Raw genomic sequence first — 16,958 nt, 5'->3', positions numbered from 1 at the left:
CGAGTACGAACAAAAGCCGTTTCCCGGCGATGCGCCGGGACGGCTTTTGTTCGAAATAGAAAGGAGCATACCAATGGAAGAACGCCGGCCCATACTGCATATGAAAGATATCCACAAGCATTTCCCTGGCGTCAAAGCGCTGTCGGGCGTTCAGTTCCGTCTGTTCCCCGGCGAGGTGCACGCTTTGATGGGCGAGAACGGCGCCGGCAAATCGACGCTGATCAAGGTGCTTACGGGCGTCTATTCGATTGACCAAGGCTATGTGGAGATGGAACAGAAGCGCATTGCGATTCAAAGCCCCCAGGACGCGCAAGAGGCGGGGATCAGCACCGTCTATCAGGAAGTGAATTTATGCCCGAATTTATCCGTAGCGGAAAATATATTCATCGGCAGAGAGCCAAGACGGTTCGGCCGTATTCTATGGAAGGAAGTAAACCGCGCCGCCGCAAGCTTGCTGGAGGAGCGGATGAATTTGTCGATCGACGTGACGCTGCCGCTTCACGCGTATCCGATTGCAATCCAGCAGCTGGTTGCGATCGCAAGGGCGCTGAACATCTCGGCGAAGGTGCTCATCCTCGACGAGCCGACATCCAGCCTTGACCGAGGCGAGGTGCGCCAGCTGTTCGACGTTATGAACAAGCTGAAGGGCGAAGGCCTCGCGATCTTGTTCGTCACGCATTTCCTTGACCAGGTGTATGAAATTTCCGATCGAATAACCATTCTCCGGGGCGGAGAATTTGTAGGGGAATACGCGGCTTCCGCGCTGCCCCGTATAGAACTCGTCTCCAAGATGATCGGCAAGGAGCTGAAGCTGCTCGAGGAGCTCCCGAAGCAGCAGGCGGACGCAAACGAAGCGGCCGGCGAGCTGCTGCTCGAAGCGAAGTCTCTGGGCCGGAAGGGCTCTATTGAGCCGTTCGATCTCTCGATCCGCAAGGGCGAGATCGTCGGGTTCGCAGGTCTGCTCGGCTCGGGCAGAACCGAAGCGGCCAGGCTGCTCTTCGGAGCGGACCGTCCCGATCAAGGCTCGCTCCGCATGGGAGAAGCCGGCGCCGTGCATACGCCGAGACAAGCCATCGATCAGGGCATTGCTTTCTGCTCCGAGGACCGGAAGGGCGAAGGAATCATCGACGACCTGACGATCCGGGAAAATATCGTGCTCGCGCTCCAAGCCTCCCAAGGCTGGTTCCGCAGCATTTCGAAGAAGCGGCAGTCGGAAATCGCGGAGCAGTTCATCGAAGCGCTGAACATTAATCCGCCCAACCCCGACCAGCTGATCAAAAACTTGAGCGGAGGCAATCAACAGAAGGTGCTGCTTGCAAGGTGGCTGCTGACCGACCCGAAGCTGCTTATTCTCGATGAACCGACAAGAGGCATCGACATCGGGGCGAAGGCGGAAATTCAGAAGCTGGTTATGTCCTTGTCCGAGAAGGGCATGTCTGTCCTGTTCATCTCGTCGGAGCTGGAGGAAGTGCTCCGGGTCAGCGATCGGATCGCCGTGCTTCGGGACCGGAGGAAAGTGAAGGAAATGTCGGGCGACGACATGAGCGAGCAGCAAGTGATGAAGGCGATTGCCGGAGGGGGAGAAGGATGAAGCATCATTTGTTCTGGCCGGTAACCGTATTGGCCTTGCTGTTGTTGTTCAACTTGCTGTACGATCCGTCGTTCTTCTCGATCAAGCTTAGGGAAGGACAGCTGTACGGAAGCTTGATCGATATATTGAATTTCGGAGCGCCGCTCATTCTGGTGTCGATCGGCATGACTCTCGTTATCGCGACCAAAGGCATCGATCTGTCGGTCGGTTCGATCGTGGCGATCGCGGGCGCGATGGCTTGCCTTACGATCAGCAAAGGCGCGGATCAGAATTCGATCGGCCTCGTAGCGACGGCCATTCTGATGTCGCTGGCCTTGTCTCTCGCGCTCGGGCTTTGGAACGGCCTTCTCGTCGCGGGCGTCGGCATTCAGCCGATCATCGCCACATTGATCCTTATGGTTGCCGGGCGAGGCATCGCTCAGCTAATAACTAGCGGTCAGATTATTACGGTGACGAGCGACAATTATGAATATATCGGAGCGGGCTCGCTGTTCACGCTGCCGTTCTCGATCTTTATCGTTGCGGTTATGTTCGCGGCCGCCTCTCTCCTGACGCGGAAGACGGCGATCGGCCTGTTCATCGAATCGGTCGGCAACAAGCCGGTGGCCAGCCGTCTTGCGGGCATTCGTTCGCGGGCGGTCATGATCGCGGTTTACCTGTTCTGCGGATTGTGCGCCGGGATTGCCGGCCTTATTCTGAGCTCGAACGTATCGAGCGCGGACGGGAACAATGCAGGCCTCTGGTATGAGCTCGACGCGATTCTTGCGGTGGTTATCGGCGGCACTTCGCTGAACGGCGGCCGGTTTTATTTGGCGGGAACCGTCATCGGGGCGCTAATCATCCAGACGCTCACGACGACGATTTACACGATCGGCGTACCGCCGGAAATTACGCTCGTCGTCAAAGCGTTCGTCGTTCTTGTCGTCTGCCTGATCCAATCCGAATCGTTCCGTAAGACGCTCATGCGAAGATGGAGAACGCGCCGCTACCCGGCCGAAAAGGAGTTGACCCGCCATGCTTAAAAGACAGCATATGCCGATTTTCGTAACGGTCGCCCTCTTCGCGTTCATCTTTATCGCCGGATCGTTCCGCTACACCGGCTTTTTCTCCGCGCAGGTGCTGCTCAATTTGTTCATCGACAACGCGTTCCTGCTGATCGTGGCGATCGGCATGACGTTCGTCATCGTATCCGGGGGCATCGATTTGTCCGTCGGATCCGTCATCGCGCTCACGACGATGATATCGGCTACGCTGCTGCAGGACGGCTGGTCTCCGGCCGCCGTCATCCCGCTCGTTCTCATCCTTGGCTCCGCATTCGGCGCGGGGATGGGCGCCATTATCCATTATTTTAAAATCCAGCCGTTTATCGTGACGCTCGCCGGCATGTTCCTCGCCAGAGGGCTGTGCTACGTCATCAGCACGAATACGATCACGATCGACAACGCGTTCTACACGTCCATGGCGCAGACCAAGTTAACGCTTCCGGGCGGGAGCTTCGTCTCCATCAGTGTGCTGATCGCGCTGCTCGTGTTCGGTGCTGCATTCTACATGGCTCACTATACCCGTTTTGGCCGCAACACGTATGCGCTCGGAGGCAATGAGCAATCGGCGGTGCTGATGGGCTTGCCCGTCGCGCGGACGAAGATCGGCGTATACATGTTCAGCGGCTTCTGCTCCGCGCTCGCCGGCGTCGTCTTCACGTTCTACATGCTCTCGGGTTACGGCCTGCACGCGATCGGCATGGAGCTCGACGCGATCGCGGCGGTCGTCATCGGCGGAACGCTGCTTACCGGCGGCTTCGGCTATGTGGCCGGCACGTTGTTCGGCGTGCTGATCCAGGGCGTCATTCAGACGATTATCAGCTTCGAGGGAACGCTCAGCTCTTGGTGGACGCGTATCGTAATCGGCCTGCTCCTGTTCTTGTTCATCGTGCTGCAGAAGTTGTTCAGCGGCCGGCAGCTGCTTCAAAAACATCGCGCTTAGAAGGAAGAGGGAATCGGCGGATTAATGTCGAATTCCCTCTTTCATCCATGTTAGCGAATGGGGAAGGAGTAGACATGAGAAGCGCATTCGAAGTAAGGGGGAGCAGGACGGCGGGTCTTCTCGTATTGATGTTGTTCCTGCTCGCGGGAATCGTCGGCTGCGAGACGTCGGGATCTGGCGGCGATCCTGAAGGTTTAAGCGGAAAGCAAGAGCCCGCTTCGGCGGACCGTATCGCGACGGAGGAGTCCGAGCCGGTGACGCGCCAGGTGAAGCTAGGTTTCTCGCAGCTCGGCTCGGAGAGCGATTGGCGGATCGCGAATACGAATTCGATACAGGAAGCGGCGAAGGAAGCGGGCATCGAGCTGCTGCTCGAGAACGCCGAGCAATCCCAGGAGAAGCAGATCGAAGCGGTCCGTTCGTTCATAGAGCAGGGGGTAGACGTCATTGCCATCGCGCCGGTTGTCGAGACTGGCTGGGAGCCGGTCTTGCGCGAGGTGCAGGAGGCCGGCATCCCGCTGCTCATTCTCGACCGGAAGATGGAGCTTGCGGATCAATCGCTGTACGTGACCTTCATCGGCTCCGATTTCTATGAAGAAGGGCGAATGGCGGGACGGTATTTGCTGGATAAAATGAGGGACCGGATCGGCGAGATTCGAATCGCGGAGCTGCGGGGAACAGAAGGAGCATCGCCTTCCATCGATAGAGGGGCGGGCTTCCGGGAAGCGATCGCCGAAAGGGCGGAGCTGAACATTTTCGCCAGCGAGCCTGCCGATTTCACGCAAGAAAGAGGCAAAGAGGTTATGAAATCGTTTCTGGAAGAGCACGGAAACGAGATCGACGTCCTGTACGCGCATAATGACGATATGGCGCTGGGAGCGATCGAAGCGGTTGAGGAATACGGCTTGAAGCCGGGCAAGGATATCATCATTCTTTCCGTGGACGGCACGCGGCAGGCATTCGAAATGATGGTCGAAGGCAAAATTAACGCGGTCGTAGAATGCAATCCGATGCTGGGACCGAACGTGATGCAGGCGGTGCTGGAGCTGATGGACGGCCGTACTCTCCCGAAACGAATCATTACGCCGGAACGGATCTACACGGAAGTGACGGCGGAGAGAGAGGTCGCAAATCGAAAGTATTAGTAAGTCAAAGCCGCCAGCAACCCTTTCGAGTTCTTGATTATGAGGCTTGATGAGAGGGATGAATGCAGAGAAATCGATAACGTATTGGAACGATCAGCCCCTTTGTCGCCGACGATGGGGTGTTTTTTATGCCGATAGAGATGCCGATGAAAGCCGGGATTCTAGTTCGTTACGTGGGGGGATGTCTTAGTTTGCGTTTTGCTCACTCTCCCTCCGGCTTAGGTAGGCTCAACATCACTCTTGCTCATAGAGGCTGCATGTGTGCTAGTTATCTCAATTTCCCTCTAGCAAAGGAATTCTGTCATTTTTTTTGTTTAGCTCAATCTCGCTTCAGCTCAGGAAGACTGTTTTTCAACTCATTTAACTCACCCTCCCTCCAGCTCAGGAAGACTGTTTTTCTACTCGTTTAGCTCACACTCCCTTCAGCTCAGGAAGACTGTCTTTCCGTGCTGTCTTTCCAGTTCTCCCTTTTTGCACTCATTGATAATGAAGTCCAACTTTACAAAAGGGACAGTGTTGCATACAAAGTAATCCTTTGTTATAATAAATGGGAACATATGTTCTTTTAATTGGAGGTGAACATGGTGCTACAGGCGTTTATCGATCAGTTCGAACAAAAATTTATGAATGAAGAATCCTGCATAGCGGCAGTGGAGAACTGGAAATGGCCCGACGGATTCCGTTGTCCCCATTGTCCTTCTCGCGAAGCGTATCGCATTGCCAATAGACGTCTTCCATTATTCGAATGTGTGCGTTGCGGAGCTCAAACGTCACTGACATCGGGCACGATGATGCATAAGACAAGTACGCCGCTTAGAAAGTGGCTGTTAGCTATGTATTTGGTGTCGTGCGATAAAGCGGCGCTGAATGCCAAGAAGTTGTCGGGAGTGCTGGAGGTCAGCTACAAGACAGCCTGGAGAATGCTGCATCTAATTCGTGTTGCCATTTCCGAGTCTGACAGCGGCCAATTGCTTCAAGGCAAGATCGAGGCTAAACACGAAGTGTTTATGAGGCAGCTGATGCCGACAGACGATAATTTAAGTAAAGAACGATCCGTCATTATTGCGAAAGGAAGAAACTCGGAAGGAGCGACATATTTTAAGATCAAGCGAATTGATCGGAATGTCCAATCCCGAACTGCCTTGCTTGCGGAGGAAAAGAAGGACTTTCAGGATCGCTATTGCGATGCTATATCGTCCGATTTGCAATTAAATGTTCGGTCGCAGCAAATTCGCAAGATTTCTGCTTCGATGTTGAACAAGAAGAAGACGGTTAACGGCAACGGCAATGCCTACCAACAGCAGGTACAGCGGCCGTTTTACCCGCTCTCCATTATCGCGTCCGAAGCTTTCCAGTGGATAAACGATCAATTTCACGGGATTGGTCCAAAGTATGCCCAGCTTTACTTGGACGAGTTCTGTTTTCGTTTGAACCGAAAGCTGGATGATCCGCTTACTTCTATGAGCTGGTTGATAAAGAGGATGTCAGATTATAGCACGACTGCTGCAGAATGGTTGAGCGAAGCGCAAACGAAGACTTCATCTGAAGTATTCTTTAAACAGGCGAGCTGACCCGAACTCTTTACATCCATGCTTCAGCACCCCGACAGCGTTACTGACAGGATTGTACTCATGCTATGTGTAATTCATCTTGTATACCTTCATATCCTACATACTCTCCATACCCTATATATCCTACATACTCGTCCTCCATTCTTAGCTTCCACTTTTCGAATCCTCCAGCAGCCTTTTTTGAGAGACTTGGAGGGATCGCGTCACCTGAACTGTTCCTGAGTTGAAGGGATAGCGTGCTAAAGGGTTTAAAACCGTTCAAGAGCTTACTAAAGCCGAAAATAGTAAGTGAACTAAGAAGAAATTTAGATCTAAGCAATCTAAAGCAATCTAAAGCAATCTAAAGCGATCTAAAGCAATCTAAAGCAATTTAAAGCGAACTAGAGCGACAAGAGCTCGAGTGCTCTAATGTTCTAATGCGTTCTACTTTATTTGCATGGATAAAACGATTCCTTGCGTTCTATCCCGCCTTCACATGTCCAGCAAGGGTAAGGGGTTATTTCATGTATTGCTTACGGAACTTTGCGGGCGAAATGCCAGCCTTCTTCGAGAAGGAGTAGGTGAAATAAGGCGCGCTTTCGTAACCGACCTGTTCCGCGACGACCGCGATCGGCCATTCGGTTTTTAAGAGCAGCAGCTTCGCTTGTTCAATTCGATAAGCGGTCAAATATTCGGAGGGCGTCATGCCGTATACCTGTTTCATGCATCTCGTGATGTAGTTATAGTGGAAGTTGAGCGCCTCGGTCATCATCTGGCTTGTTACTTGCGAGCGGTAGTGGGCCTTCAAAAACGTCTCTGCCTTCTCGGCCAGCGTGACGACCGGACTCGCATACAGGTCGTTCTGACGCAAGTCCATGATCCGCAGCAATTCTTCGAATGTCTGCTGACGGCTCCAGAACGCGTTCGATTGACGCTCGCCGCCCGACCTGTTCAGCTTACGCGCCAGCTGATAGGCTTGTTCGGGATAGGGGAGCGTCCACTGCTTGCGCAGAGTGAGCGAATACGGCGTTGTCTTAAACCGGGCGGCATGGCTCTCTTGGTCGAGCGTTCCGTGAGCCTGCTCCGATTGCAGCCACTCGCCCACCGCTTGGAAGTGAATCCAATAGAAACGCGTCCGCTCCGTGCACGACTGTATGGCGTAATGATAATTGTCAGGCAGCAGAATTAGCGATTGCCCGCCGCTCAGTGACCATTGTGCTTCTTCTTCGCCGATATGCAGACAGCCGGATTCTACAATCAGCCAATCGAACATGCCAAGATGCTGCCGGCTCGGATGCCGGTCGCCGGCTTCGTACAACGTTTCCCCGCTTTCCAAGAAATAGGGGAGCGGGGGTGCCGCAAAGTAGATGAATGACGGAGAGTCCGACATGGGAAGCACCTCATATGCTGTGTGATATTTTGAAAGAAGTTGGTTGGGTTTGCTTCTATTTATCATTTATTGTACGGGATATAATCGGATTTATCAGTATGAAAATGATAAAACGGAGAGGGGAAAAATAAATGGGGCAAGCGGTTGAAAACGAAAGCGCAACGCCAGTATCACATAAGCAGGTAAGCATTTCGGATCCGTTCTGGTCGTACTACATCGATCTGGTCAGGGATGTCGTTGTTCCTTACCAATGGGAGGCGCTGAACGATCGCGTCGAGGGCGCGGAGAAAAGCGGGGCCGTCAGTAACTTCAAAATTGCGGCCGGCCTGCAGCAGGGCGACTACTACGGCATGGTGTTCCAGGACTCCGACGTGGCCAAATGGCTTGAGGCGGCAGCCTACTTGCTGGCCGCGCGGCGGGATTCGGCACTGGAGCAGATCGCGGACGAGATGATCGACATTATTGGCCTTGCCCAGCAGGAAGACGGATACTTGAATACGTTCTACACCGTCAAGGAACCGGAGAATAGATGGACGAATTTGACCGAATGCCACGAACTGTATTGCGCGGGTCACATGATGGAAGCCGCCGTCGCTTATTACGAAGCGACCGGCAAACGCAAGCTGCTCGATATCATGTGCCGCTTCGCCGATTACATTGCTGAGGTATTCGGTGACGGCCCCGGTCAGATGCCAGGTTACGACGGCCATCAAGAGATTGAGCTCGCGCTTGTGAAATTGTATCGCGCTACGGGCAATTCGAAATATTTGGAGCTGAGTCAATATTTCGTCGACGAACGGGGACAGCAGCCAAGCTTCTTTGAAGCGGAAACGGAGAGAAGAGGCGGCCTGTCCCACTGGAGCGGAATGCCTATGAAAGTTGATCTTCCTTATTTCCAGGCGCATCTGCCCGTGCGCGAGCAGCTTACCGCAGCCGGTCACGCCGTTCGCGTGGTATACATGCTTGCCGGTATGGCGGACGTTGCCAGAGAGAAGGGGGACCATACGTTATTCGACGCCTGCAAAAGATTGTGGGACAATATCGTCACGAAGCAGATGTATATTACGGGCGCGATCGGCTCCATGGCTCAAGGAGAAGCCTTCTCCGTCGACTATGACTTGCCGAACGATACGGCATACGCTGAAACCTGCGCTTCAATCGGCCTAATTTTCTTTGCTCACCGGATGCTGCAGATCGAGCCAGACAGCCGCTACGCGGACGTCCTGGAGCGCGCGCTCTACAATACGGTTATCGCAGGCATGTCCCGCGACGGCAAGAGCTTCTTCTACGTGAATCCTCTTGAAGTATCGCCGGCCGTATGCGAAGGCAACAACAAAAACTATAATCACGTGAAGCCCGTACGACAGGAATGGTTCGGCTGCGCTTGCTGTCCGCCCAATATCGCCAGACTGCTGGCATCGCTTGGCGAATACGTTTATTCCGTTAAAGGCACGGTCGTATATTCGCATCTCTATATCGGAGGAAAAGTGGATCTGTCCGTGGGCGGAGCAACCGTCGGTCTTAGCCAAAGCTCCGGCATGCCTTGGTCCGGCGACGTTCGGTACGAGATTTCCGTGGACCGCGAAACCTCATTCGAGCTTGCGCTTCGTCTTCCGGACTGGAGCGAGTCCGCTTCCGTGCGGGTCAACGGCGAGACTCTCGACCTGACCGGCCTCGTCAAGGATGGATACGTCCGGATCGAAAGGGAATGGAGCAATGGGGATGCCGTCGAGCTGAGCCTGGAGATGCCGGCAAGAAGGGTGCGCAGCCATCCGCTAGTGAAAGTGAATGCCGGAAAAGTAGCGCTGCAGCGCGGGCCGCTGGTGTATTGCGCGGAGGAAGCGGACAACGGCGCCGGCATTGAGCAAATCGTGCTTCCTGCGAAGGCAGAGCTTCACGTATCGTTCGACGCGTCTCTAGCCGGAGGGCTTAACCGGATTACAGCGGACGCGCTCAGGCTGGACTACGCGGAATGGGGACAATCTCTGTACCGCTCCGATGCTTCGGTCAGGTTGAAGCCGGAACGGGCAACATTTATTCCCTATTACGCATGGGCCAATCGCGGAAAAGGCGAAATGGCGGTATGGGTGAAGGAGCAGCCATAGTCTAATAGGTCACATTTGGGAGCCGTCGAGGCGGAAAGTTCTGCACTCGGCGGCTTCTTTATGCTTTTAAGCCGATTTTTTGTTTGCGCGGGTGTTTTGAACAGGAAGGGGGAAAATTAGGTAAGCCAAACCGAACCTAAAAATTGTTAAGACAAAGTAAAGGCTTGCTTGTATAATGGGGAAGGCATTGTCCGCCTATTCAACCGATTCCGAATGGAGAATGAACAACATGAAAAAAAATATCGTGGAGCTGAACGTCGTCAAAGCCGTCGCCATATTGGCCGTGCTGCTGATTCATGTTTCGGCCGACCCGCGCGTCAACGTTCCTTGGGGAAGCGCGTCCGCGCCGTTCTACATGGTAGCCAATCAATTAAGCATGTTTGCGGTACCCGTCTTCATCCTGGTCAACGGCCTGGTGCTGTTCTACCGTTATCATGATGACTGGAGCTTCCCGCAAGCGGTTCAGTTTTATAAAAAAAGATTGAAATTTATCGTTATGCCGTATGTGATCTGGTCCGCGATTTATTATCTATACCGCCAGGTGCTGGGCCATCAGCCCGTCCGCTTCGATTTTCGCGATTTTGTCGACCAGCTGTGGTGGGGCGAGACGGGATACCATCTCTATTTCATGGTCATCATCATCCAATTTTATTTGGTGTTCCCTCTGCTGATGGCCGTTGTGAGGAAGCTGCGAATGAAGCCCTATCACCTAGTTTTGCTAGGAGTGCTTGTGCAGGGCGTATTCTATTCCATTCATCATTATGTGGAACCGTTCGAGCGCTCCGCGAAGCTGCTGCCTAACTACGCCATCGTGTTCGGCGTCGGCGCCGCGATCGGCATGAGCTACGCGACGTTTGCAGAGAAGTTCAGGCAGGTATGGTGGACTTTCGGACTGACGATATTCGTTGGGTTCACGTATCTGCTGATGCTGCTCGCTAATCAGGACGGGACCCGCTACTGGCCTCCAGCATACGTCATTCTGTACAACCTGTATGCGGTACTGGCCGGCATCAGCTTGATCTGGATCGGCAAAATCGTGACCGAACGCTCTTCCCGAATCGTTCAGTGGGTGCTTGCGCTTGGCGCCGCCTCGTTCGGCATCTACCTCGTCCACCCGGCCGTGCTGTCTACGTGGAAGACGTTGTTTAATCCCGCGCCGCAGCATATGTATTACCATCCGTACATCGCGGTGACGATGCTGGTCGTCATTGCGGTTCCATGGCTGATCGTGTATTTGACCAAAAAAATAAAGTTTTCCTGGCTCCTTTGGGGCAGATAAGGACAGTCTAGCCGCGTTATCGATTGCGATAACGCGGTTTTTTGCGCTCTTCTAAAAAGCGATATAATCCATAAATGTCAGCGGTAATCTCCATGTAATTCCAGCATGTATAGGAGTAAACTTAAAGCCATGGCGCAGAAAGGGAGGAAATGATTGTGAAATCCAAGCCACTGTTTCAAGAGCATCTGAAGAAATATAAGGGTCATTACGGTATTGGTGCAGCGTTATTGTCCATATCCTGTTTGGTGCAGCTCATTATTCCGCTCCTTCTCGGCCATTTTACGGATCTGATCGAGTCGATGACGGTTACAAAACGGGAGATTATAGGCATTGCCTGCTGGATAGCCGGCATCGGCTTGCTGTCGGCCTTCTTCCGTTCCATTAGCCGTATTTATTTGTTCCGCCTAGCGCGCTTGCTGGAGATGCAGGTGCGGAGGAAGCTGTTCATGAAATGGGAAAGCTTGTCCGCGGAATATTTCAACCGGCAGCGGATCGGCGATCTCATGTCGCATGCCGTTAACGATCTGAACATTATGCGCGACGTCGGCATGACGGGGGTGTTCGCCGCGATCGAAGCCGCGGTGCTCATTGCGGTCGCCATCTTCGCGATGGCCGGCTCCGTCCATGTCGGGTTGACGCTAATCGTTCTGTTGCCGCTGCCGGCCTTGACCTATCTGGCCTACCGCTTCCGGACCCGCATTCAAGATCGGACGACGATGGTGCAGGAGGCGATCGGCGGACTCACGAGCCGCGTCCAAGAGTTCTGCGCGGGTATCCGCGTCGTGAAGGCTTACGCGCAGGAGCGGGCGGAGATGAAGAAGTTCCAGGAAGAGAATGCCCGAAACGTGGAGACGAACCGGCTCCTCATCGAAGCGAACTCCTCGTTCTCCGCGCTAAGCCAGGCGATCGTCGGTCTTAGTTATTTGTTATCCGTCGTGTTCGGAGGACTGCTCGTCATGAAAGGGGGGATCAGTCTCGGTCAATTCGTCGCGTTCAATACGTATTTGACGATGCTAATCTCGCCCGTCGAAAACTTAGGCAAAGTCATCAACGTGTTCCAGCGGGGCAAAGCGGTCGATGAGCGGCTTCGGCACGTGCTGGATACGGCTCCCGAGGTTGCCGACGAAGAAGATACACTGCCGATGGAGGAGATCGAAGGCCGAATCGAATGCCGGCATTTGAGCTTCCGCTATCCCGATCACAAGCAGCATGTATTGGAAGATATTAACCTAAGCGTGCCTCCCGGCGGAAGCCTGGCGATCGTAGGCAAGGTCGGCAGCGGCAAAACAACGCTCGTCCAGCTCTTGCTGCGCTTATACAATCCGCCCGAAGGCACGATATTCATCGACGGCCGCGACATCCGCGGCATACCGCTGCAACGGCTCAGGCAATCGGTCGGGTTCGTTCCGCAGGAGCACATGCTGTTCTCGACGACGATCGGCCAAAACATCGCGTTCGATCCCCAGCATTATTCGGGCGAGCAAATAAGCGAGGCCGCCAAAATCGCGCAAGTGCATGATAACATCGTCGCGTTCCCGAGGCAGTTCGAAACGGCGCTCGGCGAGAGGGGCGTTTCCTTGTCCGGGGGCCAGCGGCAGCGCGTAAGCATCGCGAGAGCAGTCATCAAGAAGCCGTCGATCCTGGTCTTCGACGACAGCCTGTCCGCAGTAGATACGGAGACGGAGGAGCGCATTCTTAGAAATTTGAAAAAAATGATGAAGGGCCGAACGACCATCATCACCAGCCACCGTCTGTCGGCTATCCGGCACGCGGACGAAATTATCGTAATGGACCACGGACGAATCGTGGAGAGAGGCAATCACGCGTCGCTCATGAAGGAAGGCGGACTGTACGCTTCCATCTATGAGAAGCAAACGATGAACCGCGCGATGGAGGGATAACGTGGATATACATGACGAGAAGAAACAGCGTAACGTGAAGGACGCTTTGTTATGGAGGAAGATGCTGGCCTTCGCGGGCCCGTATTGGAAAAACATTCTGCTGTCGTTTCTCTTCGCCCTGCTGATCGCGATAACCGCCGTCTGCCAGCCGCTGATCGTCAAGACGGCTATCGACGACCGGATTGGCGGCATCGGCAAACCGATGGTCTATACCGTGGATGCGTCGCGGATTCCGGAGCTGGAGAGGGATAAACGGATTTACGGGGAGCCCGTCCAGTTGGGCGATGCCGTTTATTTCCGGGCGAAACAGACGGAGAATAGTTGGCCGGAGGGGGTATACCCCGCGCAAATTGCCGAAGTTGACGACCGGTACATTCTGGCCGAAGGGTGGCTCGGGAAGGCCGAAGGGCTGCAATGGACCGGTTCGGGCGGAGAAGCGGTGCTGAAGAGTGAAGAAGGGACCGAATGGCAAGGAACGGTGCTGACGGACGACGACGTTTCGGCGTTCCGCAAGCAGGACTATGCGGGCTTCGTCTGGATCGCGGCCTTGTTCCTCCTCAGCGTCGTCGTGTCCGGCTTATTCACCTACTGGCAGGCTAACCTGCTGCAGAATACCGGGCAAAAAATTATTTACGATATGCGCGAGCGAATGTTCTCGCATCTGGCGAAGCTTCAGACCTCTTATTACGACCGGAATCCAGTCGGCAGGCTGGTTACGCGCGTCGCATACGACGTCGAAGCGATTAATCAATTGTTCTCCCAGGTCATCGTCAATCTGGCGAAGGAAGTGCTGCTCTTATTCGGCATCGCGGGCATCATGCTCTATCTCCACTTGGAGCTGGCGCTCGTATCGTTCGCCGTTATCCCGCTTTTGTTGATCGCTACCTTTTATTTTAAAGGGATGATAAGAGATGCCCAGCGCGTCGCGCGGGTGATGCTGTCACGGCTCAATTCGTTCCTGGCGGAAAGCTTGTCCGGCATGAGCCTGATCCAGATGTTCACGCGGGAGAGCAAGCAGCTGGAGCAATTCGACGCCTTTAATATAGCGCATTACAAAGCCGGCATGAGAGGCACGGTCAACAACTCCGTATTCAACCCGCTGATCGCGTTCTTCGGCAACTTGGCATTGGCGATCGTCGTCTGGTACGGCGGACAGTCCGTTCTCGCCGCAGGCGTTACGTTCGGCATCGTATACGCGTTCACGACGTATGTCCGCCAGTTTTTCCAGCCGCTGACGGCTTTGTCCGACCGGTATACGCAGATTCAGACGGCGCTCGCGTCGGCGGAGCGGATATTCGAACTGCTCGAGGAGAAGCCCACGATCGCAAGTCCCCCGCAGCCGCTTAAGCTGGAGAAGCCGCTGCAAGGTTCGATCGTGTTCGACCGCGTCTGGTTCGCTTACGAGCCCGAGCAATGGGTGCTGAGGGATATTAGCTTCGAAGCGAAGCCGGGCGAGACGGTCGCGTTCGTCGGGGCGACGGGAGCGGGCAAGAGCTCCATTATCGGGCTGATCAACCGTTTCTACGATATTCAAGAAGGAACGGTAAAGCTTGACGGGCGCGACTTGAGGGAGCTTGAGCTTGAGCAGCTCCGAACGTCGATCGGGGTTATCCAGCAGGATCCGTTTGTCTTCTCGGGCAATGTCTACGATAACATTCGCATGAACCGTCCGGAGGTTTCCGACGAGGAAATCCGGATGGCCGCCAAGCTGCTTGAGATGGAGGATTTCATTATGAGGCTGCCTCAGCAGTACGAGACCCGGATCGGGGAGCAGGGCATGCGCCTCTCTTCGGGACAGCAGCAGCTGCTCGCGTTCCTGCGCGTCTTCGTCAGCAATCCGGACGTGCTCATTCTGGATGAGGCGACAGCTCATGTCGATACGGAAACGGAGCAGACGCTGCAGAGGGGGCTTATGAAGCTGTCCCAAGGACGGACGACGCTAATCGTGGCGCATCGGCTGTCGACCATCCAACACGCCGACCGCATTATCGTCATGCACAAAGGACGCATTCAGGAGACGGGAACGCATGCGGAGCTAATGCGGCTTGGCGGCGCCTACCGGAAGCTCGTTGAACTGCAGTACAGCGAGGGATCAGGCGCTGTGCGGACGCAGAACGCACGATAGCCGGCAGCCGCGTACCGGCACAGGCCTTGCGCAAGCTCTCCCTCCGAGAAGGTTAGGGTGACGCTTTGTGCGTTCTCGCGTATTCCTTAGGCGACGTGCCGACCATCTTTTTGAACATGCGGCTGAAATAAAGCTCATCCGAATAGCCGATGCTCTGGGCGATCGCCTTCATCCGGTAATCGGACAACGTCAGCAGCTCCTTGGCCCGGTCCATTCGCAGCTGGGTCAAGTAGTGAACGGGCGTGCTGCCCGCGTATTTTTTGAACAGGCGGCTGTAGTGACTCGGACTGAGGCCGGCGATATCGGCAAGGTCGTCGAGCGAGATATCCTTGTCGTAATGATTCACCATGTAATCGATCGTCTTCTCGATAACGGTATTCGTATGGCCCGTTACGATCTGAGACCGCAGATCCGCGATGATCAGCGTCAGCAGCTCCAGCAGCAGAATGCGCTGCCGCATCAAGACGAGCTGCCCGCGCTGCTTCATCAGCTCGCTGATCTGCTCGCAAGCATGGAGCAGCGGCAGCGGATTCTGAATCGTATAAGCGCCGCTGAGCAGCAGCCGTTCCGCGGATTCGGCTCCCGCGACCCAGCGACCCTCTTCCTCGTAGGACAATGCGTAGCCGAACCGGACGAAATAAAATTCGATCGGCTGCGAATCCTCCGTCCACCGCTGCACGACCATGCCCGGCGCCATGACGAACAGCTTGCCCGGCTCCGCGGCGTGGGCGACGCCGTCGATGACGTAGGTGGCTTTTCCTTTGGCGATGAGCCAGATGCTGTTGAACCGGTGCGTGTAAGGCTCATGCTTCCAATCGGCTTCTTTCCTCCGGTGTCCCGCCAGCTGCACCTTGAAATTCATCTGATTCAGCTGCCGCATCATATCTCCCGGCCTGATCATTTCTTGAAATCCCTCCTTCGATTCCATCAGCCTCTCATCGTTCGTTCGCGGAAGACGGTCGGGGGCATGCCGTAATAACGGGCGAACGCCCGCGTGAAGGAATAAGGCGTGGAATAGCCCAGTGAATAGGCGATTTCCGTCACGGTCGCCTCCTGCTCCTTCAGCCAAGCGGCCGCTTTCTTCATGCGCACCTCCGTCATGATCTGCTGCGGCGATTTGCCGGCGGCCGCCGTGAACGCGGTCGAAAAATAATTCCGATGCAGCCCCGCCATCTCGGCCAGTCGTTCGACCGTCAAGCCTTCGGCCGCATGCAGCTCGATGTAGGCGATACTCTGCTCGACCCAATCCGGCAGGCTCGCGTTCGTCTTCTGTCCGCCGTCAATTAGAGCCGCGAGCAGCTGAAGCAGCAGGCTCTGCAGAATAAGCCCCCGGCTAGTCTGCGAAGGGCTGCCTTCCTCATTCCGAAGAACGCGGAATTGCTGATCGATGATCGTCATGATCGATGACGTTAATCTTGTGCGCGCAAAAGGCGTGTCTGGCGTTATTCCCGCTTCGTCAAGCAGCGGCTCCGCGGCGGGACCGCCGAAAGCGATCCAGCGCAGCCGCAGATCGAGGCAATCCTCCCGGCGCCGGTACGTATAGGTGCGTTCGGGAAACAAGCAGAACAGATCGCCTTCCCGAAGCGTGACGCTCCGTCCGTCCTCCAGCAGTTCGAGCTCGCCCGCCACGATAAAGTGAAGGCTGTAGCAATCGATGCGCTTCGGTCCGGCCTGATAGCCCGGCTTCGTCACGCTGTGGCCGGCGCGGATCGTCCACAGCTGCTCGTTCCGCTCCCAGGCTCCCGGCGTGTAAAACAGAAATTCCGCGGTTTCCCGTCTGTCGTCCTGCAACGTCATGAAGTTGCTCCCTGCTTATAATCGGATGGTTGTACCTGATATTCGGATATGGTCAACTAGGATTATTCCTCCTAAAATTATACCATAGGAGGCGA

General features: G+C 54.9%; 12 protein-coding genes. 9 read left to right on the top strand and 3 right to left on the bottom strand.

Annotation, left to right across the window (positions count from 1 at the left end):
• The first annotated feature begins 73 nt into the window (after positions 1–73).
• The 5 genes from NQZ67_RS07645 (at position 74) to NQZ67_RS07625 (ending at position 6,287) form a co-directional block, all read left to right on the top strand.
• Entirely contained in the window at positions 74–1,591 is a 1,518-nt protein-coding gene (locus tag NQZ67_RS07645; RefSeq protein ID WP_257444314.1) for a sugar ABC transporter ATP-binding protein, read from the top strand.
• Positions 1,588–2,613: an ABC transporter permease gene (locus tag NQZ67_RS07640; RefSeq protein WP_257444312.1), complete on the top strand. Its 1,026-nt coding sequence runs from the start codon at positions 1,588–1,590 to the stop codon at positions 2,611–2,613. Before NQZ67_RS07645 ends, NQZ67_RS07640 begins: the two co-directional genes overlap by 4 nt.
• Positions 2,606–3,574 carry a galactofuranose ABC transporter, permease protein YjfF gene (yjfF, locus tag NQZ67_RS07635; RefSeq protein ID WP_257444310.1) on the top strand — a complete coding sequence of 323 codons (969 nt, stop codon included), beginning with the start codon at positions 2,606–2,608 and terminating at the stop codon, positions 3,572–3,574. The genes NQZ67_RS07640 and yjfF overlap by 8 nt, the downstream gene beginning before the upstream one ends.
• A gap of 74 nt (positions 3,575–3,648) precedes the next feature.
• Entirely contained in the window at positions 3,649–4,716 is a 1,068-nt protein-coding gene (locus NQZ67_RS07630; protein ID WP_257444308.1) for an ABC transporter substrate-binding protein, read from the top strand.
• A gap of 581 nt (positions 4,717–5,297) precedes the next feature.
• Positions 5,298–6,287, top strand: a complete 990-nt coding sequence (locus NQZ67_RS07625; protein WP_257444307.1) for an IS1595 family transposase — start codon at positions 5,298–5,300, stop codon at positions 6,285–6,287.
• Between the two features lie 496 nt (positions 6,288–6,783).
• Here the strand turns inward: NQZ67_RS07625 and NQZ67_RS07620 are convergent, their stop codons facing one another.
• Complete coding sequence (locus NQZ67_RS07620) at positions 6,784–7,656, bottom strand: helix-turn-helix transcriptional regulator (protein ID WP_257444305.1); 873 nt, start codon at positions 7,654–7,656, stop codon at positions 6,784–6,786.
• A gap of 131 nt (positions 7,657–7,787) precedes the next feature.
• Here NQZ67_RS07620 and NQZ67_RS07615 point away from each other — a divergent pair, with 131 nt between their 5' ends.
• The 4 genes from NQZ67_RS07615 to NQZ67_RS07600 all read left to right on the top strand — a co-directional run bounded on the left by NQZ67_RS07615 (position 7,788) and on the right by NQZ67_RS07600 (position 15,066).
• A complete protein-coding gene (locus tag NQZ67_RS07615) occupies positions 7,788–9,761 on the top strand; it encodes a glycoside hydrolase family 127 protein (protein WP_257444303.1) in 1,974 nt (657 codons plus the stop codon).
• Positions 9,762–9,990: 229 nt separating this feature from the next.
• Entirely contained in the window at positions 9,991–11,040 is a 1,050-nt protein-coding gene (locus tag NQZ67_RS07610; RefSeq protein WP_257444301.1) for an acyltransferase, read from the top strand.
• Between the two features lie 155 nt (positions 11,041–11,195).
• Positions 11,196–12,941: an ABC transporter ATP-binding protein gene (locus NQZ67_RS07605; protein ID WP_257444300.1), complete on the top strand. Its 1,746-nt coding sequence runs from the start codon at positions 11,196–11,198 to the stop codon at positions 12,939–12,941.
• A 1-nt stretch (position 12,942) separates the two neighbouring features.
• A complete protein-coding gene (locus NQZ67_RS07600) occupies positions 12,943–15,066 on the top strand; it encodes an ABC transporter ATP-binding protein (RefSeq protein WP_257444299.1) in 2,124 nt (707 codons plus the stop codon).
• A 52-nt stretch (positions 15,067–15,118) separates the two neighbouring features.
• On the opposite strand, the gene NQZ67_RS07595 is transcribed toward NQZ67_RS07600, so the two are convergent.
• Positions 15,119–15,967: an AraC family transcriptional regulator gene (locus tag NQZ67_RS07595; protein WP_257444297.1), complete on the bottom strand. Its 849-nt coding sequence runs from the start codon at positions 15,965–15,967 to the stop codon at positions 15,119–15,121.
• Between the two features lie 26 nt (positions 15,968–15,993).
• Entirely contained in the window at positions 15,994–16,863 is an 870-nt protein-coding gene (locus NQZ67_RS07590; protein ID WP_257444295.1) for an AraC family transcriptional regulator, read from the bottom strand.
• Between the last annotated feature and the right edge of the window lie 95 nt (positions 16,864–16,958).

The organism is Paenibacillus soyae, assembly GCF_024623455.1.
GTDB classification, from domain to species: Bacteria; Bacillota; Bacilli; order Paenibacillales; family Paenibacillaceae; genus Pristimantibacillus; species Pristimantibacillus soyae.
This window is presented reverse-complemented; position numbering and strand designations above follow the sequence as displayed.

What these genes read in the sequence shown, in the direction of transcription:
- NQZ67_RS07640 (WP_257444312.1), top strand. Translation starts at nt 1,588, where the DNA reads ATGAAGCATCATTTGTTCTGGCCGGTAACCGTATTGGCCTTGCTGTTG.
- NQZ67_RS07595 (WP_257444297.1), bottom strand. Translation starts at nt 15,967, where the DNA reads ATGATCAGGCCGGGAGATATGATGCGGCAGCTGAATCAGATGAATTTC.
- NQZ67_RS07645 (WP_257444314.1), top strand. Translation starts at nt 74, where the DNA reads ATGGAAGAACGCCGGCCCATACTGCATATGAAAGATATCCACAAGCAT.
- NQZ67_RS07610 (WP_257444301.1), top strand. Translation starts at nt 9,991, where the DNA reads ATGAAAAAAAATATCGTGGAGCTGAACGTCGTCAAAGCCGTCGCCATA.
- yjfF (WP_257444310.1), top strand. Translation starts at nt 2,606, where the DNA reads ATGCTTAAAAGACAGCATATGCCGATTTTCGTAACGGTCGCCCTCTTC.
- NQZ67_RS07620 (WP_257444305.1), bottom strand. Translation starts at nt 7,656, where the DNA reads ATGTCGGACTCTCCGTCATTCATCTACTTTGCGGCACCCCCGCTCCCC.
- NQZ67_RS07615 (WP_257444303.1), top strand. Translation starts at nt 7,788, where the DNA reads ATGGGGCAAGCGGTTGAAAACGAAAGCGCAACGCCAGTATCACATAAG.
- NQZ67_RS07625 (WP_257444307.1), top strand. Translation starts at nt 5,298, where the DNA reads ATGGTGCTACAGGCGTTTATCGATCAGTTCGAACAAAAATTTATGAAT.
- NQZ67_RS07590 (WP_257444295.1), bottom strand. Translation starts at nt 16,863, where the DNA reads ATGACGTTGCAGGACGACAGACGGGAAACCGCGGAATTTCTGTTTTAC.
- NQZ67_RS07630 (WP_257444308.1), top strand. Translation starts at nt 3,649, where the DNA reads ATGAGAAGCGCATTCGAAGTAAGGGGGAGCAGGACGGCGGGTCTTCTC.